This is a genomic window from Gordonia sp. YC-XJ4 (assembly GCF_059511865.1).
Genome location: NZ_CM183447.1, coordinates 2392643 through 2414710, shown reverse-complemented (window position 1 = coordinate 2414710; position 22068 = coordinate 2392643). Strand labels below are relative to the sequence as shown.

Genomic DNA, 22068 nt, shown 5'->3' with positions numbered 1-22068 from the left:
AGATCCTCACTCGGTGATACCGACATGATGGCGCACCTCCGCCCGCTCCATCGCCGACGGATTCGACCGATCCAACTGCACCGAGATGACATCAAACCGAATGCCCGGCCACCAGATCTTCTGCTGCGCCAACCACATCCGCGTCAACTTGCGCATCCGCGCCAACTTGTCGGCCGTCACCGCCGCCACCGGGTCGGCGAAGACCCGCGACGCCCGCGTCTTGACCTCCACCACCACCAACCGACGTCCGTCAAAGGCGATCAAATCCAACTCGCCGTAACGATTACGCCAATTGCGTTCCAGGATCGACCAACCCAGCTCGGTCACGAACTCGGCCGCCCGATCCTCACCGAGCCGGGCCACCTCCGCCCGCCCCAGACGACCACCCCGGGCTCTCACAGGTTCCGCTGTCATGACGACAACGATCGCCCCTCACACCCACACCACCGACCCCCACGACCCACAACACCCCCACCATCGTGCACACGGTGAAAACTGTGGAGAAATCAGGTACGAAAAAACCCACCACGAAGCGACGTCAGGAGAAGCGTCGACTCCCAGACTGTGGTCACAGCCGGGCTCAGGGCTCGTCGGGCAGCCGCAACTCGGGCTTCTCGAGCTCCTCGATGTTGACGTCCTTGAAGGTGAGCACACGCACCTGTTTGACGAACCGGGCCGGGCGGTACATGTCCCATACCCAGGCATCGCTCATGCGGAGTTCGAAGTAGACCTCGCCCTCGGCGTTGCGGGGCACCAACTCGACGGCGTTCGCGAGATAGAAACGGCGCTCGGTCTCGACCACGTAGGTGAACTGGCCGACGATGTCCTTGTACTCGCGATACAGGGACAACTCCATCTCGGTTTCATACTTCTCGAGATCCTCAGCGCTCATCCTGTAAGCCTATCGCGGGAACCGTGGTCGCCGGCGTCGGGCGCGGCCGCGCCGACACCGGGCTCCGCGGTGGCGAGCAGCCGCCGCGACGCGACGTTGCGGTAGGACATCCGGTGTTGCGCAGAAGGTCCGAGTCGGTCCAGACAGGACATGTGCAACGCGGTGCTGTAGCCCTTGTGGACGGCGAACGAGTAGCCGGGCACCTCGCCGTCCATCGCGACCATGATGCGGTCACGCGTCACCTTCGCCAGGATGCTGGCCGCAGCGATACATGCGGCCGCACCGTCGCCGCCGATGACCGGCAGCGACGGTACCGTCAAACCGGGCACCGGGAAGCCGTCGGAGAGTACATATCCCGGCACGACGTCGAGCCCGGCGACCGCGCGGCGCATGCCCTCGATGTTCGCGACGTGAATGCCGATGCGGTCGATCTCCTCGGCCTCGATGACCACCACCGACCACGATTCGGCGTAGCGGGTGACCGCACGATAGAGCTTCTCGCGCGCCGCCTCGCTCAGCTTCTTGGAGTCGTCGAGCTCGGCCAGTGAGGCGAGTTGGGTGGGCCGCAACACGCATGCGGCGACGACCAGCGGACCGGCACATGCGCCGCGCCCGGCCTCGTCGACACCGGCGACCGGCCCGAGCCCGCTGCGGTGCAGGGTGAACTCGTAGGTCCGCAGAGCCGCGGCACGGCGAACCGGGAATCGTGGTGGCCACCGGCTCATCACGCCACCTCGCCGGCCGACGCCGGAGCGGGTGACACCGCGCAGGCGAGTACATCGATGGTCATGGCGTGCCGCTCACTGCTGCGGGTCGACCGAGCCCACACCGCCCATCCGGGAGAACGGGTAGATGATGAACTGCGTTTTGCCGCGGATGTCGTCGACCGGAACGGTGCCGTCGCTGCTCGCGGTGATGTGGTAGCGCGAGTCCGAGGATCGGGTGCGGTTGTCGCCCATGACGAACACGCTGTTCTTGGGCACGGTGATCGGACCGAAATCCTTGCCCAGGCAGCTGTTGAGCTTGCCGTCGTCACCGATCGCACTTGGCGTGGCGGTGCCGTTGGCGAGGTTCTGCTGCTGCAGCGCCATGTTGACGTAGGGCTCCTTGAGCGCCTTGCCGTTGACCTTCACACCGACGCCCTCGCTGTTGCGGCATTCGACTGTCTGCCCCCCGACAGCAATGATGCGTTTGACGTAGTCGTTCTCGTCGGGAGGAGCGAATCCGAACCAGGACAACGCATCCTGCAGATGGTGTACCACCGGGTTCGAGGATCGCGGTGACACCCAGCCGTCCTCACCCCACGAATCGGGAACCTTGAACACGACGACGTCGCCGGGTTTGGGGTCCCCGAACGTGTAGGAGAGTTTGTCCACGAAGATCCGGTCGTTGGAGCACCCGGTGCACCCGATGAGGGTGGGCTCCATCGACTCGGAGGGAATGACGTACTGACGACCGATGAAGGTCTGCAGAATCCAGCTGATCAGCAGGACACAGGCGACGATGATGATCGTCTCCCGCAGCAGCGAACCCTTCTTCTTCTCGGGCTTGTCGCTCTTGGTCCGCCACGGCCGCGATGCTCGCGGACCGTCGTCGGCGGGATCGGTGCTGCCGGAGGGATCGGTGCCGCCGGCGGCGTAGGCGCGGTCGTCCCCGGCGCCGTCGCCGTCGCGATAGGTGTCAGCCACGTCGTCAGGGTAGACGCGTCAGCGCTTTTCCTTGATCTTGGCCGCCTTGCCGCGCAGATCGCGCAGGTAGTACAGCTTCGCGCGACGCACGTCGCCGCGGGTGAGGACGTCGATCTTGGCGATGTTCGGGCTGTGCACCGGGAAGGTACGCTCCACGCCGACGCCGAAGGAGACCTTGCGGACGGTGAAGGTCTCGCGGATGCCGCCGCCCTGGCGGCGGATGACGACACCCTTGAAGACCTGGACGCGTTCCTTGCTGCCCTCGATGACCTTGACGTGGACGTCAAGGGTGTCACCGGGACCGAATTCGGGGATGTCGTCGCGCAACGACTGCTTGTCGATGGTGTCCAGGATGTTCATGTGTCGTGGTCCTTATTCTGGCGTGGCGTGAACAGAGGAACCTGGCGGCCCGCCCTGATCCCCGGGGATCACCCGAGGTCAGGAGTGTGGTTCGACCGGTTCGTGCTCCGAGTCATGGTGTGTACCGGGATGGACGTCCGCAGGGGACGCCGGCATCAGGCAACCCGACTATTGTGCCAGACGACCCCCGGCCCGACGAAATCGCCGGTCACGGTCCGGCGACACCGCGCGACGACCGTGACGCGGCGGCGACCAGCGCTGCGCCGGACGCCGCGATCGCCGCTCGCGCCTGCGCCGACGGCGGTGACGCGGAGGCGACCGCCAACGGTGTGACGCCGGAGCTCTGCATATGGTGCAGCAGCGCGATCTCCGGGGCACGGCCGTCACCGACGAGTTCCTCACCGGACCGTATCGACATGCCCCGGCGCAGGTAGGGCACCGGGTCGCTGGTCGCGATCACCACCGTCCGACCGGTCTGCGGGTGCTCCCCCACTCCGACGGCGACCTGCACCCACGATCCGACGGCACCGGGCAGTGACATGTGCAGGGCGGCTGCCCGACGGGCAAGCGCGTCGTACTCGGCGCGGGTCAGTTCAGGCGGCTCGTCGGACTCCGCGTCGGGACCGGTTCGGGGGCCGGCCGGAACACGCCGCGCCGCCGCACCCACACCTGCGCCGGCCGCGGCCGCGCCGAGACCGGCGAAGCCACCCATCGGCATCATCCCACTCGTGGCGCCCGCGGAGCTTCCGGTCCGATCATCGGTGTGCTCACCGCCACCCGCAGCTAACGGGTCGGCCTGCACAAGCGCGCTGGACTGTTCGGTGTACTCGTCGCCGGCGGCCGTCAGTGCCATCCGGCCCGCACTCGCGGCCCGCACGGCAGACGTGTCGTCGCCGAGTGCCGCGGCAAGCGCACCGAGCATCTGGTCACGGTCGGTGATCGCCGTGACCAACTCGACTCGCAGACGCGCCGCGGCGGTCAGATCGGCGAACGCCTCGACGGTGTCCGCGGCGGCGGCCACCGCTCGTGCAGTCGCGGGCAACGCGGCGTCCTCGCCGCCGACGAGGTGCTCGCGTCCGGCGAGGATCGCCCGGGTGAAACGGCCGTCCCCACCCTCGACGTCGCGATATGCGGAGGCGAGGTCGGCCGCGATGTGTTCGAGTCGCTCGCGCAGGGCGGCCAGTGCGGTCGCGACCTGACGGAGGGTCGCGTCGTCGGTGGTGGGCCAGCATCCCGGGACGAGGCTCTCGGCCAGCGCACGGGTGTCGCCGCTCCACGGCTGCCCGCTCATCGTGCCGTCATCGCAGCCGCCCACGATGGTCGAAACCGCCTGCCGCACGACCATCGGTGTCGACGAGATCGCGGGTCCCGGCGTCGATCGACGCCGCGTGGGTGGTGACGTCGCGGACGGCGCTCGCCATCGCACCGGCGAGAGAGCTCACGACGCCGGCGAATCCGGTGCGGAACCGCAGCGCTCCGGGATCGTCTCCGAGTGCCGAATCGAGCTGTGCCAGAACCACTTCGAGATCGGCTCCGAGGTCGTCGAGGTGGCGGGCCGCGGTGGTGAGCGCGGCATGCAGTGTGCCGGTGGCGTCGGTGTCGACGTCGACCCTTTGCGGATCGGCGGTCATCGGGCGGACGGCTCGATGTCGGTGAGCGCCGGCGTGACCGTGCTCGCGGCGGTGAGCAGTTGCGCACGTTGGGTGCGCAACATGCCGTCGGCATCGGCGACGAGTCCGACGATCAGTTGCGCGAGTTGCTCTCCCCGATAGCGCCGCATGGCCGACGCGGTGATGTCGAGGCCGACCAGCACGCCACGCGCATCGACGGTCACCGACACCGCGCGATCCGGGCTGGTCGCCGTGGCGGTGAGACCGGCGACGGCGTCGGCCACCCGCCGCACCTCGCCACGCTGCCGCTCGACCTCGTCGAGCATGTCCGCCCAGCGCGCACCGATCACTCGACTGTTGCCGGAGTCCCCCACCGTCGCCTCCCCACTCACACGGATCGGTCGATCATATCCCCCGAATCCGACATCGGTTGGGTGGGAATCCACAGGGATTGGACCGGTCAGTGATCGGGGTGATCGACGCCCGGTAACAGGTCGGGGCGACGCTCACGGGTGCGTTGCATCGACTGCTCGTGACGCCACGCGGCGATCTTGGCGTGATCGCCGGAGAGCAGGATCGGCGGCACCGGGAGATCCCGCCAGATCTCGGGCCGCGTGTAGCTGGGGCCCTCGAGCAGGCCGTCGGAGAACGAATCCTCCTGGTGGGAGCGGGGATTGCCGAGGACACCGGGTATCAGCCGGACGGTGGCCTCGATCATCGCCATCGCGGCGACCTCGCCACCGATCAGCACGAAATCGCCGAGTGAGACCTCCTCGACGCGCACCCGTCGTGCGGCATCGTCGAAGACCCGCTGGTCGATGCCCTCGTAACGTCCGCATGCGAACACCAGATGTGGGTGCTCGCTCCAGCGATGCGCCGTGGCCTGATCGAACGGCACACCGGCTGGGGTGGGGACGACGAGCAGCGCGTCGTCGGGGCACACCTCGTCCAGACACGGACCCCACACCTCGGGTTTCATCACCATGCCGGGGCCCCCGCCATAGGGCGAGTCGTCGACACTGCGGTGGACGTCGTGGGTCCACGCACGCAGGTCGTGCACCCCGAGCTCGACGACTCCACGCTCGATTGCCTTGCCCAACAACGCAACCCGAAGCGGCTCGAGGTACTCGGGAAAGATGCTGACGACGTCGATGCGCACGTGGGGCGATTCCCCGGTCACTGCGCCGAACCGTTGGCGTCGTCGTCACCACCGGCGTCGGCGGCCGCGTCGTCGATGAGGCCGGGCGGCGGATCGATCTCGATGCCGTCGAGGGTCACCGTCGGCACGATCTCCCGGACGAACGGTACGAGAACCTCCCGATCGGCGTCGGTGCGCACGACCAGGATGTCGTTGGCAGGCAGGTGCAGGACGGAACCGACGACGCCCACGGCCACACCGTCGATCGTCGAGACCGCAACGCCCTCGAGTTCGTGGTCGTAGAAGGCGTCGGGGTCGTCACCCGAATCGACCTCCGAGCTGTCGATGAGGAACAGCGTGCCGCGCAGGGCGTCGGCGGCCGACCGATCGGTCACCTCGCCCAGCGACAGCAACAGCCGCCCGGAATGTTCCCGGGCGGCTGTCACCGTGAAAGTGCGCTCGCCCGCGCCTCGCGGCAGTCGGCCGAGCAGGGTCGTCCCACGCGCGAACCGCTCCTGCGGTTCATCGGTACGGACGTCGACGACGAGTTCGCCGCGAATACCGTGCGACTTGGCCACACGGCCCACCACGAGCTCCATCGGACTCCGGGAGATCAGCGATCGGTGTCGACGATGTCGACACGCATCCCACGACCACCGATACCCGAGACGAGAGTGCGCAGCGCGGTCGCGGTGCGGCCGTTGCGGCCGATGACCTTGCCGAGATCCTCGGGGTTCACGTGAACCTCGACCAGACGGCCACGTCGGCCGGTGATCAGCTCGACGCGGACGTCATCGGGGTTGGTGACGATGCCGCGGACCAGATGCTCCACCGCATCGGCGACGACAGCGCTCACGCCTGAGCCTTGTCCTCGGCGCCGGATGCGTCGTCAGCGGTTTCGGCCGGTGCGTCGTCCTTCTTGGCGGCCTTCTTCTTCGGGGTGGTCGCCTCGGCGACGGGCTCGCTGTCGGCGGCGGCGAGCGCAGCGTTGAACAGGTCGAGCTTGGAGGTCTTGGACTCGGCGACCTTCAGAGTGCCCTCGGCGCCCGGGAGGCCCTTGAACTTGTGCCAGTCACCGGTGACCTTGAGGATGGCGGTCACGGGCTCGGTCGGTTGCGCGCCGACGCCGAGCCAGTACTGGGCGCGCTCGGAGTCGACCTCGATGAGGCTCGGCTCTTCCTTCGGGTGGTACTTGCCGATCGTCTCGATCGCGCGGCCGTTACGGCGGGTGCGCGCGTCGGCGACGACGATGCGGTACTGGGGGTTGCGGATCTTGCCGAGCCGCGTGAGTTTGATCTTGACAGCCATGTCTTCATCTTTCGTGTGGTCACTGCGCAATTCAGCGACCCCACCGGTTGTGGGGCCCGGTTTTGCGATCTGTCTCGGTGTGACCGTCGGGCGGTGCGTGACCGGGTCCGACGAACCAGCAGATCATTGTGCCAGACCGGGTGAGCGAGGGAGAAATCGAGAGAGCCATACCCGGCCGGGCGACCCCTGCCGGGAGTGCGGACATGCGGTTATCCACCCCGCGAAAGATAACCGCATGTCCGGCCTCATGTCGGTCCGTCTCGCGCGTTCACGTCGATCGGACTCGCCCCGTGGCCGGGCCGCCCAGACGGCCCGGATGCAGTTGCGGACTGATCACGCCTGCAATGCATCTGTGACCCTACCGAACAGTAATAAAACGCACCAATGGTCGACGGGTGATTTGGATCACAAATGTCCCCTGCGCAGAGACCCGTGTGTCAGATGTGATCAGACGTGGATACCGGAGCAGACGACCGCTCGCGGATGCCGGAGCACACCGAGATCGGAGACCGGATTCTCGTCGAAGACCAAGAAGTCGGCGCGATCACCGTTGTCGAGGAGATCGGCCCCCAGCCACCGACGCGGTTCGGCACTCGCCGCCGCGATCGCGCCGCGCGCACCGAGACCGATGCCGGCGAGACGTTCGACCTCGTCGACGATCCGCCCGTGCTCGACGAAACCACCGGCATCCGTGCCGGCGAAGATTCTCACACCCGCCTCGCGCGCGGCGGCGAAGGTGTCCGCGGCGCGCGCGTGCAGGGCGCGCATGTTGGCCGCATATGTCGGGAACCGGTCGGCTCCGTCGGCGATACCCGGGAAATTGTCAACCTGAATCATGGTGGGCACCAGGGCAATAGAGCGCTCGACCATGGCATCGATGTGGTCGGCGGTCGCCCCGGTTCCGTGTTCGATGCAGTCGACTCCCGCAGCGATGAGGTCACCGAGCGCATCGGTACCGAAGACATGCGCGGTGATGCGTGCCCCGGCATCGTGGGCAGCACGAACCGCGGCGTCGAGTTGTGCACGGTCCCACAGCGGCGCGAGATCACCGACCTCACGGTCGATCCAGTCGCCGACGATCTTGACCCAGCCGTCCCCCGCGGCCGCCTGCCGCGTCACCTCGCCGGCGAGATCGTCCGGATCGTCGAGATCGACGCCGTAGTCACGCAGGTACCGTTTGGGCCGCGCAATGTGCTTGCCCGAGCGAATGAATCGCGGCGCCAATGGGTCGTCGTCGAGCGGATGGGTGTCCAGGGGCGAGCCGACCTCACGGATCAACAGGGTGCCCGCGGCCACGTCCTGACGCGCGAACGCACGTGCCTGATCGATCGTCACCCCGAGCCCGGGGGCGATGCCGACATGATTGTGGGCATCGACGAGTCCCGGCAGGATCCACACGTCGTCGGCTGCGGTCTGCGCATCGGGAATGGGTTCGGTCCGGATGCGCCCGCCGCGCACCCAGAACTCGATCGGCTCGTCGGTGAGCGGGTCACGACCCCGGTAATGCCGCGGCTCGCCGTGGTCGATCGGTGAATACCGGATCGAGTCCCGTTCTGCTGCAACGTCTCCGGGCATCGACCCGTTACTTCTTCTTCGGCTGCTGGAACTGGGAGATGTCGATGCCCTCGAGTCCGGGTGGGAGCTGGTCGAGTCCGGCGGGCATGTTCGACAGATCCGGGAAACCACCCGGCATCCCGGGGAATCCGCCGCGCACCTTCGGTGGCGTGGGTCCGCGGCCCTTGCTCTTGCCCTTCTTCCCCTTGCCCTTCTTGCGATTGGTCTTGCGGCCCGGGCCCATCATCCGTCCGGACATCTGCGCCATCATCTTGCGGGCCTCGAAGAAGCGGTCGACGAGCTGATTGACCTCGCTGACGGTGACACCCGAGCCGTTGGCGATACGCAGACGCCGAGAGGCGTTGATGATCTTGGGGTTGTCCCGCTCGGCCGGCGTCATGCCGCGGATGATCGCCTGCACGCGGTCGAGCTGCTTGTCGTCGACCTGCGACAACGCGTCCTTCATCTGCCCGGCTCCGGGCAGCATGCCGAGGATGTTGCCGATCGGGCCCATCTTGCGGATCATCTGCATCTGCTCGAGGAAGTCCTCGAGGGTCAGTTCACCCTGGGTGATCTTGGCGGCGGCCTCTTCGGCCTGCTGGGCGTCCCAGTGTTCCTCGGCCTGTTCGATGAGCGAGAGCACATCGCCCATGCCGAGGATGCGGCTGGCCATCCGGTCGGGATGGAAGACGTCGAAGTCCTCGAGCTTCTCACCCGAGGAGGCGAACATGATCGGCTGCCCGGTCACCTCACGCACCGACAGGGCTGCACCACCGCGGGCATCACCGTCGAGTTTGGTCAGCACCACACCGGTGAAGCCGACGCCCTCGGCGAACGCCTCGGCGGTGGTGACCGCGTCCTGACCGATCATCGCGTCCACGACGAACAGCACCTCGTCGGGACGGGTCGCGTCGCGGATGTCGGAGGCCTGCTTCATCAGCTCGGCGTCGATTCCGAGACGACCCGCGGTGTCGATGATGACGACGTCGTGGTGCTTGGCGCGGGCCTCGGCGACACCACCGGTCGCCACCGACACCGGGTCTCCGGCGGTCACGCCGAGCGGGTTGATCCCGACGGGGGCTGCCTCACCGCTGATGCTGGTACCCGGGTGCGGCGCGAACACCGGGACGCCTGCGCGTTCACCGACGATCTTGAGCTGTGAGACCGCGCCGGGACGCTGGAGATCGCAGGCGACCAGCAGCGGGGTGTGGCCCTGCTTCTTGAGCCAGGCGCCGAGCTTGCCCGCGAGCGTCGTCTTACCGGCACCCTGCAGGCCGGCGAGCATGATCACCGTCGGCGGGGTCTTGGCGAACCGGACGCGCCGCGTCTCGCCGCCGAGGATGCCGACGAGTTCCTCGTTGACGATCTTGACGACCTGCTGAGCCGGGTTCAGCGCCGCGGAGACCTCGGCACCCTTGGCGCGTTCCTTGATGCGCGCGATGAACGCACGCACCACCGGCAGCGACACGTCGGCTTCGAGCAGCGCGAGGCGGATCTCACGGCAGGTGCGGTCGATGTCGGCGTCGGAGAGGCGGCCCTTGCCGCGCAAATCCTTCAGCGCACCGGTCAACCGATCGGAGAGGGAGTCGAACATTCCACCATCTTTCCATGACCGGCTCGTGCTGCGCCCGACGCGGGTGCGCGTCGGGCGCAGCACGGCGACACGGCAGGCGCCGCCGACCGCTCGATCCCGCGAGGCGTCAGCTGATGGGTACTCCCGATCGGCCGCTGCCGCCGAAACTCGCCGGCCCCGGATCGTCGTCGGTTTCGGTGCGTGGCCGCGGTGGCGGACAGACCGCGAGCACCGCGTCGGCCAGCTCCGTCCGACGCTCGGGGGTGTCCTCCCCCAGCACGAGACAGAATGTGTCGACGACCGTGTTGCCCAGGGTGGCGACCTTGGCCCAACGCACCACGACGCCGGCGTGCTCGATCACGTCGCTGACCCGGCTCAACAGACCGAGCCGGTCGTCGGTGCGCAACTCCATGAGCACCCCTCCGTCGAGATCGGAGGACGTCCACAACACACGCGACGGGGCTACCGCGAACAATGCGGGCACCGCGTTGGCGGCCACCGTGGCGGGATCGTCGGGTGCGCCCTGCGCGACGGCCACCGCCCCGGGGGTCGCGACGATCGTGCCGATCGTCGGGGTCGGCGACTCGCGTTCGCGTTTGTCGAGCCGCTCGAGCACGCTGAACTTGCCGTCGACGGTCGCCATGAGCTGCTGTCGCAGCAACCCGGCCTCGGGCGGTGTCCCGAACACGGGCACCACCACGAAGCTGTTGATCGCGCGATTCTCGTGGCTCTGGACCGTCGCCGACAGCGAGCGCAATCCGTTGAGCGCCAACACACCGGCCATCTTCGACAGCATGCCCGGATGGTCCGGGGCGACCATCAGTACGGAGTAGGTGTGCAAGCCGTCCGTCGGTGTGATGCGGACCGCGAAGTCGTCGCTGCGCGCGAGCGCGATCATCTCGTCGGTCAGCGGTTCGGGGGTCGGCAGTTCCTCACCGTCGAGCAGGCGGGTCGCGCGCCGCACCAGATCGTTGATGAGTGAGGCCTTCCAGTCACCCCACACGCCCGGGCCCGTCGCCAGCGAATCCGCCTCCGCGAGTGCCGCGAGCAGTTCGAGCAGTAATCGGTTGTGTCCGAGCTTGTCGACGACCTCCTCGGCGGTGGCCGGGTCGTCGAGGTCACGGCGGGTGGCCACCGTGGGCAACAACAGGTGGTGTCGGACCATCTGCGACAGGATCGTCACGTCCTGCGGCCACAACCCGATTCGGTTGCCGACCTGGATGGCGAGTTCTGCACCGACGATGGAATGGTCTGCGCCGCGACCCTTTCCGAGATCGTGGATCAGAGCGCCGAGCAACAACAGATCCGGTCGGGTGACCCGGGTCGTCATCGCGCCGGCGTTGACGGCGGTCTCGACCAGATGCCGGTCGACGGTCCACGTGTGCACCGCATCGCGAGGAGGCAGGTCGCGCACCGCACCCCACTCGGGCAGGAGCCGACCCCACAGGCCGGTCCGATCGAGAGCCTCGATCGGGGCGACCATGTGGGGCCCCGAACCGAGCAGCACCAGCAGATCACCGAGCGCCTCGCTCGGCCACGGCTCGCGCAGCTCCGGGGCGTAGTCGGCCAACCGCGACAGGGTCGACGCGCTGATCGGCAGGCCGGTCCGCGCCGACGACGCCGCCACCCGCAGAATCAGTCCCGGGTCCTTGCTGGGAATGGCGTTGCGCGCCAACACGATTTCACCGTTGTGCTCGACGACGCCCTCGTCGAGCGGTCGCCGGATCGGTGAGCGGCGCAGTTTGGCCAACCCGCGTCGTGGCAGCGCATTACCCGCGGTCCGCAAACCGACATCGGTGGAGTACCCGATGGTGCGCGCGGCGTCGCTGATGACCCGTGCGAGGTCGAAACGATCCCCGAGGCGCAGTGCCGCGCCGATCTCGTCGGCATCCTGGGCGCGCACCTGTTCGCGTGGGCGCCCGGCGATCCGATGCAATTCGGTACGGATGTCCAGGAGTCGGTGATAGGCGACCTGCGGTCCGGCACCGGGAGAATCGGGCCGCAAATTGGCCATGCCGTCGGTCAGTTGGGCGATCGACAACGCACCGAGCAACTGCACGTCTCGGAGTCCGCCGCGACCGTTCTTGAGGTCCGGTTCGGCGCGGTGTGCGATGTCGCCGCTGCGTCGCCACCGATCCCGGGCATGTTCGACCACCGCCGGGAACCGGGTGCGGATCTCCGAACGCCATTGCTGGCGCACCCCACCGATCAGCAGCGACGACAGGTCCTCGTCGCCGGCGATGTGCCGGGCCTCGAGCAGACCGAGTGCGGCGGTGACGTCCTCGGAGGCCACCTGCAGCGCCTGCGGAACCGTGCGCACGCTGTGATCGAGCGCGATGTTGGCGTCCCACAACGGATACCAGAGGCCGTCGGCGACCTCGGAGACCCGCTCGGGTGACTGGTCCTCGTAGAGCAGGATCAGGTCGAGATCCGAGTGCGGCAGCAGTTCACCGCGTCCGAGCCCGCCGACGGCGACAATCGCCAGTCCACTACCGGGTTTGATCCCGAGTTCGGCACCCTTGCTGGTCAACCAGAACTCGTGCAGGTCGACGAGTACCTGGCGCAGGCCGGGGGCGTCGAGTCGATTGGGTCCGGACGCCTCGGTCAGCTGGCGTCGGGTTGCCGCGAGATCCGTTGCGGCAACCGGTGTCTGGGAAGGACGCGGCCCCGCGCCCGAATCATCATCGGACGCGGGGCCGTGACCAGTGCTCACGAAGGGCATCGGGCCCTCTCGCTACAGTGCGTCGGCGCCGCGCTCGCCGGTTCGGACGCGCACGACCGACTCCACCGGCGAGACCCAGACCTTCCCATCGCCGATCTTGCCGGTGCGGGCGGCCTCGACGATGACATCGACGACCTTGTCCACGGCGGCATCGTCCACGACGACCTCGACCCGCACCTTCGGGACGAAATCAACCGAGTACTCGGCGCCGCGGTAGACCTCCGTGTGGCCCTTCTGACGGCCGTAGCCCTGGACCTCACTGACGGTCATGCCCAGGATTCCGGCCTGCTCGAGACCTGCCTTGACGTCCTCGAGCGTGAACGGCTTCACGATTGCGGTGATCAGTTTCACTGTGGATCATGCCTCCTTGCCGGCACCAATGACGCCTGCCTGAGCGAGGGCCGAGCCCCCGCCGATCGGCGTGAAATCATATGCGGATTCTGCGTGCTGCGATTCGTCGAGACCCTGAGCCTCATCGGCCTCGTCCGCACGAAGACCGATGGTGAACTTGATCACGGCTGCAATTATTGCAGTGACGATGGCCGAATAGACCAATACGGAGCCTGCGCCGAGCACCTGACGCCACAGCTGATCCCAACCACCACCGTAGAAGAGGCCGTCGACGGCGGCCGGGGCCTTCTTGGTGGCCAGGAAGCCGATCAGCACGGTACCGAGGATACCGCCGACCATGTGAACGCCGACGACATCGAGCGCGTCGTCATATCCGAGCTTGTACTTCAGACCCACGGCCAGCGCACAGATGATGCCGGCGAGCACGCCGATGATCAGTGCACCCCAGATGTCGACCGACGAACAGGACGGCGTGATCGCCACGAGTCCTGCGACAATGCCCGACGCGGCACCCAGGCTGGTCGCGTGACCGTCGCGAATTCGCTCGGTGAGCAGCCAGCCGAGCATCGCCGCCGCGGTCGCGACAGTGGTGGTGATGAAGGTCGAACCGGCGACGCCGTTGGCCGAGGTCGCCGAACCGGCGTTGAAGCCGTACCAACCGAACCACAGCAATCCGGCGCCGAGCATCGTGAACGGCAGGTTGTGCGGCCGCATCGGGGACTTCGGCCAGCCCTTGCGCTTGCCGAGGAACAACACCAGAACCAGACCGGCGACACCGGAGTTGATGTGGACGGCCGTACCACCTGCGAAGTCGATCGCCTTGAGGTTGTTGGCGATCCAGCCGCCCTTCTCGGCGGTGACGCCGTTGAAGGCGAAGACCCAGTGGGCCACCGGGAAGTAGACGATCGTCGACCAGAGCACGGTGAAGGCGGTCCACGCACCGAACTTCATGCGATCGGCCACCGCACCGGAGACCAGGGCGACGGTGATGATGGCGAACATCAACTGGAACGCCACGAAGACCATCGCCGGGATCGTGCCGAAGATCGGAATGTCGACCGCAGGCGCCGCCGCGGTCTGCGTTGCGGGGTCGGCGGCCACCGCTGCGGCACCGTTGACACCCGCGAGCAGGTTCTTCAGTCCGAAGTATTCGCCCGGATCACCGAGCAGGCCGCCATTACTCGTTCCGAGGATGTCGTTGCCGAACGCCATCGAGAACCCGTAGATCGACCAGAGCACCGTGACGATGCCGGCCGACATCGCACTCATCATCATGATGTTCAGGACGTTCTTCGCGCGGACCATGCCGCCGTAGAAGAACGCCAGACCGGGCAGCGTCATACACAAGACGAGCGCCGAACTGGCCAGCATCCAGGCTGTGTCGCCCGAATCCGGCACACCCATAGTGGGGAAAGCCACTAGTATCCTCCTCATCCCACCGCTTACAGGCCGCGGTTTTGACCTGGAGAGAAGATTGCTTGGTGTTTGTTTCGGCGAGAGCTATTCGTCGTTTCCGCCATGTGAACCAGAGGGCACTTTATATTTCACCGGGGTTAAATCCCTGGTCGGTATGCAGCGGTGCGCATGATTGTGCAGTGCAAAACCACACGTTCACACATCGGCGAGAGCCGATGAGGACGCACCGGCTCTGGTGCACTCGGCTGTCACGGCTGCGTTGTGGGAGCCGAGAGTTGTCGGTACCAGGAGTTGTCAAAGCCTCGAATCCGTCGGTGCCGAGGGGCTCCGCAGAGGTTCCGGTGGCGAGGTGCCGGTGCGCAAGGGTGTCCGTCACCGGCCCCGCTCACAGAAGCGCGTCGACGAATGCCTCGGGCTCGAAGGGCGCGAGATCGTCGGCGCCTTCGCCGAGACCCACGAGCTTGACCGGGACACCGAGTTCCTCCTGGACGTGGAACACGATGCCGCCCTTGGCGGTACCGTCCAGCTTGGTCAGGACAACTCCGGTGATGTCGACAACCTCGGCGAACACCCGGGCCTGGGTGAGACCGTTCTGCCCCACCGTGGCGTCGAGAACGAGCAATACCTCGTCGACGGGTGCCTTCTTCTCCACGACGCGCTTGACCTTGCCCAGCTCGTCCATGAGTCCGGTCTTGGTGTGCAGCCGGCCCGCGGTGTCGATCATGACCACGTCGACACCGGAGTCGATGCCCTTCGCGACGGCGTCGAAGGCCACCGACGCCGGATCTGCCTGTTCCTTGCCGCGCACGATGTCGGCGCCCACCCGCTCGCCCCAGGTCTGGAGCTGATCGGCGGCGGCCGCGCGGAAGGTGTCGGCGGCGCCGAGTAGCACCCGCCGCCCGTCGGCGACGAGCACTCTCGCGAGTTTGCCGGTGGTGGTGGTCTTTCCGGTGCCGTTGACGCCGACGACCAGGATCACGGCCGGCTTGTCGGCGTGCGGTAGGGCGCGCACGGATCGGTCCATCTCCGGGTGGAGCTGGTCGACGAGGACGCGCTTGAGCAGCGCCCGGGCGTCGTCGGCGGTGCGTACCGGGTTGGTGGCCAGGTCGGTACGCAACCGCTCCACGACGGCAGTCGTCGACGCGGTACCGAGATCGGCCATCACGAGGGTGTCCTCGATCTCTTCCCAGCTGTCCTCGTCGAGGTCGCCGGCGCCGAGCAGCCCGAGCATGCTCTTGCCGATCGCGCCCTGCGAGCGCGACAGGCGGCCGCGGAGCCGACCGAGACGCCCGGCGGTCGGCGCGATCTCCTCGCGAGCAGGCGCCTGGGTGGCGCCGGAGGCATCCGCCGGGGCGGCCGCCTCGGTATCGAGAGCGCTGTCGGCGGGAGCGCTGTCGGCGTCGGCGGGAGCGCTGTCGGTGTCGGCGGGAGCGCTGTCGGTGTCGGCGGGAGCGCTGTCGGTGACGTCGGGAGCGCTGTCGACGACATCGGGAGCGCTGTCGGCGACAGCCGGGGCGCCGTCGTCGGTGGCGTCGGGGAGGCTGACCTCGGAGATTCCACGCTTGACCGAGTCACGTGGGATGGAGGCATCGTCGCCGACGGCGGGCTGGCCGTCGGTCTCGGTGCGCTCCTGCGACGGCAGCACCGGCTCGACGGTCGGCGTCGGGCCAGGTGCCGGTGGCGGCGCGGTGGCGGTACCCGCCCCGCCCTGGCTGAAACTGAAACCCGACCCGGCCTGGTATCCACCCGATCTGTCGACCTGGGGCTTGCTGCCGTCGGTGACCTGGCTGTCGGGCTGGTCGGTGAGCGAGATCCGCCGCCGCCGGGCGAGCACGATGCCCACCACGATGAGCGCGAGGATCACGACCACCGCGATGACGATGCCGATGATGATGTCGGTGTTCACTGGTGCACAGGTCCTGTTCTCCGTCGGTCTTGCGGTCGGGGGTGTCCGTCGGGATGTGTCAGTCGGTCGCGGGTTCCGGGGTCGCGAGTTCTGGGGTCGCGGCGACCGGGACGTCGACCCCCCGCAACCGTTGGGAGATCACCGTGGTGATCCCGTCGCCGCGCATGCTGACGCCGTAGAGCGCGTCGGCGACCTGCATCGTCGGCTTCTGGTGGGTGATCACGATCAGCTGTGACCGTTCCCGCAGTTGCTCGAACAGACTGATCAGGCGTCGCAGGTTGGTGTCGTCGAGTGCTGCCTCGACCTCGTCCATCACGTAGAACGGCGACGGCCGCGCACGGAAGATGGCGACCAGCATGGCGACCGCGGTCAACGACTTCTCGCCGCCGGACAGCAGAGACAGGCGTTTGACCTTCTTCCCCGGCGGCCGGGCCTCGACCTCGACTCCGGTGGTGAGCATGTCGCCGGGTTCGGTGAGGATCAGTCGGCCCTCACCGCCGGGGAACAGTGTCGAAAACACCTGTGCGAATTCGCGTTCCACGTCGGCGTAGGCCTCGGTGAACACCTGCAGGATGCGGGCGTCGACCTCCTCGACCACCGACATCAGGTCCTTGCGGGCGGCCTTGACGTCCTCGAGTTGCGCAGAGAGGAACGTGTAGCGCTCCTCGAGTGCGGCGAATTCCTCGAGCGCGAGGGGGTTCACCCGTCCCAACGTGTTGAGGTCTTTCTGTGCCTTCTTGGCCCGTGACTCCTGGGTGGCGCGGTCGAAGGGCATCGGCGCCGGGGCCACCACCTGATCACCACGTGCCTTGGCGGCCTCGTACTCGGCCATTTCGAGCGCCGACGGCGGCATCGGCACGTCCGGCCCATATTCCGCGACGAGGTCGTCGGGCGCCATCGCGAACTGCTCGAGTACCTGCTCCTCGAGTTGTTCGATCCGCAAGGTGGCCTGCGCGCGGGCCACCTCATCGCGGTGCACGGCGTCCTTGAGCGTGCTCAACCGCTGCGAGAGGGTGTTGACGCGGCTCTTGAGTTCGTCGACGGCCGCGGTGCGGGTGGCGCGCACCTGCTCGAGTTCGTCGCGCCCGGCCTGCGCGGTGGCGACGGCGGCGGCGACCCGCTCGGACACCTCCGCAGCCGACGCGGCGACGGCGGCGGCGACCGTGGCGGCCTGCCGTCGGGCCTCGTTCTGACGGCGCACGCGCTCCCGCGAGTCGCGTTCACGCTGCGCCGCGCGCCGCAACGATTCCGCGCGACCGCGCACCGACGCGAGGCGCTCTTCGGCGGTGCGCATCGCCAGCCGTGCCTCCATCTCGGCGCTGCGGGCCGCGGCCACCGCCTCGGCTGCCAGTGTGCGTTCCCCCGAATCGACCTCGCCGGTCGGTTCTTCGGTGCCCTCACCCTGGGCGAGTGCAAGACGTTGTTCGAGTTCGTCGAGTTTCGCGACCGTCTCGGCGCGGCCGGTCTCGACGAAGTTGCGCTGCCGGGTGAGCCGGTCGGCCTCGGCCTGCGCCGCGCGGATCTCCTGCCCGAGCCGGGCGAGATGTTCGTATGCCCCGCCCACGGCGCTGTCGGACTCGTGCAGCGCAGCGAGTGCCTGTTCGGCGGCTTCCCGGCGCTGTTGCTGTTCGGCCAACGCACCCTGCAGGGCAGCGGCAAGTTCTTCGACCCGCCGGCGGGTGGCGGCGAGGTCGGTGGTCGCGGTGTCGATCGCCGACTGGACCTCCAACGTCGACGGCCGGTGTGATGATCCGCCTTCGATGGTCGCGCGGGACACCCGGTCGCCGTCGCCGGTGACCGCGCGCACGCCGAGCGCTCCGGCCACCTCGACGGCGGCCTCGGTGCTGTCCACCAGGACGGTGTCGGCGAGGATCAGCTCGATCGCGGGCCGGATGGACGGCGCGCAGGTCACCACCGACGACGCCCACACCGCTCCGTCGGGAAGCGGGTCGGTGCGTGGTGAGGGAGTGTGGGTCAGGCCGCCGACGATCATCGACGCCCGGCCACCGTCACCGGCTTTGAGCAACTCGAGGGCGCGCAGCGCCGACGACGGATCGGCGGCGGCGATCGCATCGACCGCACCGCCGAGCGCACCGGCGATCGCGGTCTCGTAACCGGCGTCGACGGTCAACAGCTCCGACATGGTACCGAGGAGTCCGTCGGCCACATTCTCCATCAGCCAGGCACCGCCGTCGCCTCGCTCGAGGCCCACCGACAGGGCTTCGATGCGCGCGGTCAACGACGCGATCCGCTGTTCGGCCTCGCGTTCCTCGGCCTGCAGTGTCGCGACACGCTCGTTCGACAGGTTGAGCGCGCTGACACAGCGCTCGTGGTGTTCGTCGAGGCCCTTCTCCGAGGCTTCGAGTTCACCCAACGACTCGGCCACCTCGTCCTGCTGGGTTTGCGCGATCTGCGAACGCTCGACCGCGGCGGCGATGGCCTCGGTCAGACGTGTGGTCTCGGCGTCGACCGAATCGGCCTTGGTCCGCAGATTGTCGACCTGCCCTTCGAGGCGGGCGAGGCCCTCCCGACGGTCGGCGATCGCCCGCACCGCGGCCAGATGCGCCTGCTCTGCCGCTGCGGCAGCCCGTTCGCGTTGCGCCAGTTCGTCTTTGGCGCCTTCAAGGAACTCGGCGGCGCTTTCCACCGCGGCCGTCATCTCCGCCTCGGTCTCGGCGGCCTCGTCGGCCTGGCGTTCGAGGTCCTCGGGGTCGGGACCGCTGGACGCGGTGACCGGTTCGTCGAGATAGCGGCTGCGTTCGGTGGCGACGCGGGCGGTGGCGTCGACCCGCTCGGCCAATGCCGAGAGCGTGAACCATGCCTGACCGGCGGCCTCTGCGGCGGGCACCACCTGTGCGAGATGCTCTTCGTGATCGGCGAGTTCACCCGACACGGCATCGAGTTCGGCGGAGACCTCGTCCTGCTCGCGACGGATGTTGTCCTCGACGGCGGTGTGCTCGGCCATCTCGGCGCGGCGGGTCACCAGGTCGTCGGCGGCCAGCCGTAGCCGGGCGTCGCGGAGGTCGGCCTGGATGGTCTGCGCGCGGCGTGCCACCTCGGCCTGGCGTCCGAGTGGTTTGAGCTGGCGGCGCAGTTCGGCGGTCAGGTCGGACAGGCGGTCCAGGTTGGCCTGCATCGACTGCAGTTTGCGGACCGCTTTCTCCTTGCGTTTGCGGTGTTTGAGGACGCCTGCGGCCTCCTCGATGAAGGCGCGGCGATCTTCCGGCCGGGATTCGAGGATGGCCGCGAGGCGCCCCTGCCCGACGATGACGTGCATTTCCCGGCCGATTCCGGAGTCCGACAGCAGCTCCTGGACGTCCATCAGTCGGCACGAGTTGCCGTTGATCTCGTATTCGCCCGCCCCGTCGCGGAACATGCGGCGGGTGATCGACACCTCGGAGTATTCGATGGGGAGCGCGCCGTCGGAGTTGTCGATGGTGAGGGTGACCTCGGCGCGGCCCAGCGGTGGGCGGCCCGAGGTTCCGGCGAAGATGACGTCCTCCATCTTTCCGCCGCGCAGTGCCTTGGCGCCCTGCTCCCCCATCACCCAGGTCAGCGCGTCGACGACGTTGGACTTGCCGGACCCGTTGGGCCCGACCACGCAGGTGATCCCGGGCTCGAAGCGCAGGGTGGTCGCCGACGCGAAGGACTTGAAGCCCTTGAGGGTGAGCGACTTGAGGTGCACGACGGTACAGCCTACTCATCTCGGACGAGGCGGGGCCCGCCCCCGGGCCTACTTCTCGACGAATCCGGTCACACCGGCGCGCGGTGCGTCGTAGGAGTCGACGACGAGATCCACGTGCCCCGGCGTCGTGTCGGAACGCAGGAGCGCGACGAGCGCGCGCACCGCCTCGGCCGGTCCCTGGGCGACGACGCGCACCCGACCGTCGGGTTGGTTGGCGGCGTATCCGACGAGGCCGAGTTCCAGTGCGCGGGAACGTGTCCACCATCGGAACCCGACTCCTTGCACGTGTCCGTGGACGTAGGCGGTCAGCCGGATCGCATCGGCGCTATCGGCGTCGTCGGTCATCGTGGTCTCGTCCTGTCTCACTCGGTGTCGATGCGCAGGCCGACCTCGGCTCCGGCTTTGATGGTCCGCCCGACGGTGCACACCGCGTCGATCGCGCGCTCGACGACGACGAGTAGGCGTTGCGCGGCCTCAGGGTCGAGTTCGGACAGATCCACTTCGAGCACCTCGTCGAGACGCGGGTACACCTCGTCGTCCCGGTCGGCGGTGCCGCTCACCCGGATCGTCGCGTCGTAGTCGTCGCCGAGTCGTCGCGACAGCGGCCTGTCCGACGACATGCCGGTGCATGCGGCCAGCGCGATTTTCAGGAGCTCACCGGGCGTGAAGACGCCTTCGACGTCCTCGGAACCGACGAGTACCTCGGCTCCCCGCGAGGAACGACCGGTGTAGCGACGCGTTCCGGTGCGCTCCACCCACAGCTCGGTGTGCTGATGCGGCGCGGCGGCCGCGTTGCCCTTGTCGGCCGTGCCGTGCCGGTCGGCGTGATTCTCGACGGTCATCCTGAGATCGCTCCTTCGTCCATGATCCTCGTGGCACCCAACGTCGCGGGCGGGCTGATGCTTCCGGGGTACCGGCAACCGGCGGCGCGGGTCACATCCGTGGTCGGCGCTGACACTGCGGACAGGAGAACGAACTGCGGTTCATGAAGTGCTCACGACGCATGATCCGTCCGCACCGCCGGCACGGCTGACCCTCGCGACCATAGGCGTTGAGCGACCGCTCGAAGTAGCCGGACTGTCCGTTGACGTTGACGTAGAGCGCGTCGAAAGATGTACCGCCGACCTTCAGCGCTTGTGCCATGACGTCGGTGGCGGCGTCGATCAGTTCGCGAATCTTCTTGGGCGCCAACGTGTCGGTGACCCTGGTGCCGTGCAGCCGGGCGAGCCAGAGGGCCTCGTCGGCGTAGATGTTGCCGACCCCGGAGATGATCGTCTGATCGAGCAGTGCTCTTTTGATCTCTGTGTGTCGCGCACGGATCCTCGCGACGACGGCCGAGGTGTCGAAGCCCGGATCGAACGGGTCCGGCGCGATGTGTGCGATCGACGCGGGCACGCGGGGCAACACACCGTCGTCCGAATCCATTGCAGCAGACGCATTCTCGGGCGTGAACGGGTCGGGCACATGCTCGTCGACGTGCCAGCCACCGAAGGTACGCTGATCGACGAAGCGCAGCTCGTTGCCGTCGGCAAGGTGTGCGCGGATACGCAGGTGGGTGTGGTCGGGTGCTCCCGCCCGTGCGATGAGCATCTGGCCGCTCATCCCGAGGTGGACGACCAGCGCGGCGTCGTCGGTGTCGTCGGCGACGTCGAGCCAGAGGTATTTGCCACGACGGCGCGCAGCGGTGACGGTCTTCCCCGCGAGCCGCGACGCGAGATCGGCGGATTCGCCCGCGTGGCGGCGTACCGCGCGGGGGTGGAGTACCTCGACCGTGGTGATCCGTTGCCCGACGACGTGATCGGCCAAGCCCAGGCGCACGGTCTCGACCTCGGGTAATTCAGGCATCGACGCTCCGGCGCGGGGTG

At 67.9% G+C, this 22068-nt stretch carries 22 protein-coding genes; all 22 read right to left on the bottom strand.

Going from position 1 to position 22068, the window contains the following annotated elements:
* Positions 1-6: 6 nt before the first annotated feature.
* Positions 7-414: a YraN family protein gene (locus AC5ZH6_RS10665; protein ID WP_026920180.1), complete on the bottom strand. Its 408-nt coding sequence runs from the start codon at positions 412-414 to the stop codon at positions 7-9.
* A 166-nt stretch (positions 415-580) separates the two neighbouring features.
* Complete coding sequence (locus tag AC5ZH6_RS10660) at positions 581-892, bottom strand: DUF2469 domain-containing protein (protein ID WP_006371311.1); 312 nt, start codon at positions 890-892, stop codon at positions 581-583.
* Positions 889-1617, bottom strand: a complete 729-nt coding sequence (locus AC5ZH6_RS10655; RefSeq protein WP_014359747.1) for a ribonuclease HII — start codon at positions 1615-1617, stop codon at positions 889-891. The genes AC5ZH6_RS10660 and AC5ZH6_RS10655 overlap by 4 nt, the downstream gene beginning before the upstream one ends.
* Before the next feature lie 75 nt (positions 1618-1692).
* Positions 1693-2580 (bottom strand): signal peptidase I, encoded by an 888-nt coding sequence (gene lepB, locus AC5ZH6_RS10650; protein ID WP_006371309.1) that lies wholly within the window; start codon positions 2578-2580, stop codon positions 1693-1695.
* Positions 2581-2598: 18 nt separating this feature from the next.
* A complete protein-coding gene (gene rplS / locus AC5ZH6_RS10645; RefSeq protein ID WP_006371308.1) occupies positions 2599-2940 on the bottom strand; it encodes a 50S ribosomal protein L19 in 342 nt (113 codons plus the stop codon).
* Between the two features lie 208 nt (positions 2941-3148).
* Positions 3149-4231, bottom strand: coding sequence for a hypothetical protein (locus AC5ZH6_RS10640; RefSeq protein ID WP_014359746.1), 1083 nt, complete (start codon positions 4229-4231; stop codon positions 3149-3151).
* Between the two features lie 7 nt (positions 4232-4238).
* Positions 4239-4571 carry a hypothetical protein gene (locus AC5ZH6_RS10635; RefSeq protein WP_006371306.1) on the bottom strand — a complete coding sequence of 111 codons (333 nt, stop codon included), beginning with the start codon at positions 4569-4571 and terminating at the stop codon, positions 4239-4241.
* Positions 4568-4942, bottom strand: coding sequence for a YbaB/EbfC family nucleoid-associated protein (locus tag AC5ZH6_RS10630; RefSeq protein WP_238534892.1), 375 nt, complete (start codon positions 4940-4942; stop codon positions 4568-4570). The genes AC5ZH6_RS10635 and AC5ZH6_RS10630 overlap by 4 nt, the downstream gene beginning before the upstream one ends.
* Positions 4943-5010: 68 nt before the next feature.
* Positions 5011-5709: a tRNA (guanosine(37)-N1)-methyltransferase TrmD gene (trmD, locus tag AC5ZH6_RS10625; RefSeq protein WP_014359744.1), complete on the bottom strand. Its 699-nt coding sequence runs from the start codon at positions 5707-5709 to the stop codon at positions 5011-5013.
* Between the two features lie 17 nt (positions 5710-5726).
* Positions 5727-6287 carry a ribosome maturation factor RimM gene (gene rimM, locus AC5ZH6_RS10620; protein WP_014359743.1) on the bottom strand — a complete coding sequence of 187 codons (561 nt, stop codon included), beginning with the start codon at positions 6285-6287 and terminating at the stop codon, positions 5727-5729.
* Between the two features lie 14 nt (positions 6288-6301).
* On the bottom strand, positions 6302-6544 hold the full coding sequence (locus AC5ZH6_RS10615; RefSeq protein WP_006371302.1) for an RNA-binding protein: 243 nt from the start codon (positions 6542-6544) through the stop codon (positions 6302-6304).
* Positions 6541-6996 carry a 30S ribosomal protein S16 gene (gene rpsP / locus AC5ZH6_RS10610; RefSeq protein WP_014359742.1) on the bottom strand — a complete coding sequence of 152 codons (456 nt, stop codon included), beginning with the start codon at positions 6994-6996 and terminating at the stop codon, positions 6541-6543. The genes AC5ZH6_RS10615 and rpsP overlap by 4 nt, the downstream gene beginning before the upstream one ends.
* Before the next feature lie 447 nt (positions 6997-7443).
* A complete protein-coding gene (locus tag AC5ZH6_RS10605) occupies positions 7444-8571 on the bottom strand; it encodes an amidohydrolase family protein (RefSeq protein WP_496169016.1) in 1128 nt (375 codons plus the stop codon).
* Positions 8572-8578: 7 nt separating this feature from the next.
* Positions 8579-10144 (bottom strand): signal recognition particle protein, encoded by a 1566-nt coding sequence (gene ffh, locus AC5ZH6_RS10600; RefSeq protein ID WP_006371299.1) that lies wholly within the window; start codon positions 10142-10144, stop codon positions 8579-8581.
* Positions 10145-10250: 106 nt separating this feature from the next.
* Complete coding sequence (locus AC5ZH6_RS10595) at positions 10251-12845, bottom strand: [protein-PII] uridylyltransferase (protein WP_006371298.1); 2595 nt, start codon at positions 12843-12845, stop codon at positions 10251-10253.
* A 12-nt stretch (positions 12846-12857) separates the two neighbouring features.
* Complete coding sequence (locus tag AC5ZH6_RS10590; RefSeq protein WP_005176661.1) at positions 12858-13196, bottom strand: P-II family nitrogen regulator; 339 nt, start codon at positions 13194-13196, stop codon at positions 12858-12860.
* 6 nt (positions 13197-13202) lie between these two features.
* Positions 13203-14600, bottom strand: coding sequence for an ammonium transporter (locus AC5ZH6_RS10585; protein WP_026920185.1), 1398 nt, complete (start codon positions 14598-14600; stop codon positions 13203-13205).
* A gap of 397 nt (positions 14601-14997) precedes the next feature.
* Positions 14998-16518, bottom strand: a complete 1521-nt coding sequence (gene ftsY / locus AC5ZH6_RS10580; protein WP_014359741.1) for a signal recognition particle-docking protein FtsY — start codon at positions 16516-16518, stop codon at positions 14998-15000.
* A gap of 58 nt (positions 16519-16576) precedes the next feature.
* Positions 16577-20203: a chromosome segregation protein SMC gene (gene smc / locus AC5ZH6_RS10575; protein WP_496169014.1), complete on the bottom strand. Its 3627-nt coding sequence runs from the start codon at positions 20201-20203 to the stop codon at positions 16577-16579.
* Between the two features lie 48 nt (positions 20204-20251).
* Positions 20252-20548, bottom strand: coding sequence for an acylphosphatase (locus AC5ZH6_RS10570; protein WP_014359739.1), 297 nt, complete (start codon positions 20546-20548; stop codon positions 20252-20254).
* Positions 20549-20565: 17 nt separating this feature from the next.
* Entirely contained in the window at positions 20566-21045 is a 480-nt protein-coding gene (locus AC5ZH6_RS10565; protein ID WP_496169013.1) for an OsmC family protein, read from the bottom strand.
* Positions 21046-21136: 91 nt separating this feature from the next.
* Entirely contained in the window at positions 21137-22048 is a 912-nt protein-coding gene (gene mutM / locus AC5ZH6_RS10560; protein WP_496169011.1) for a bifunctional DNA-formamidopyrimidine glycosylase/DNA-(apurinic or apyrimidinic site) lyase, read from the bottom strand.
* Positions 22049-22068: the final 20 nt, after the last annotated feature.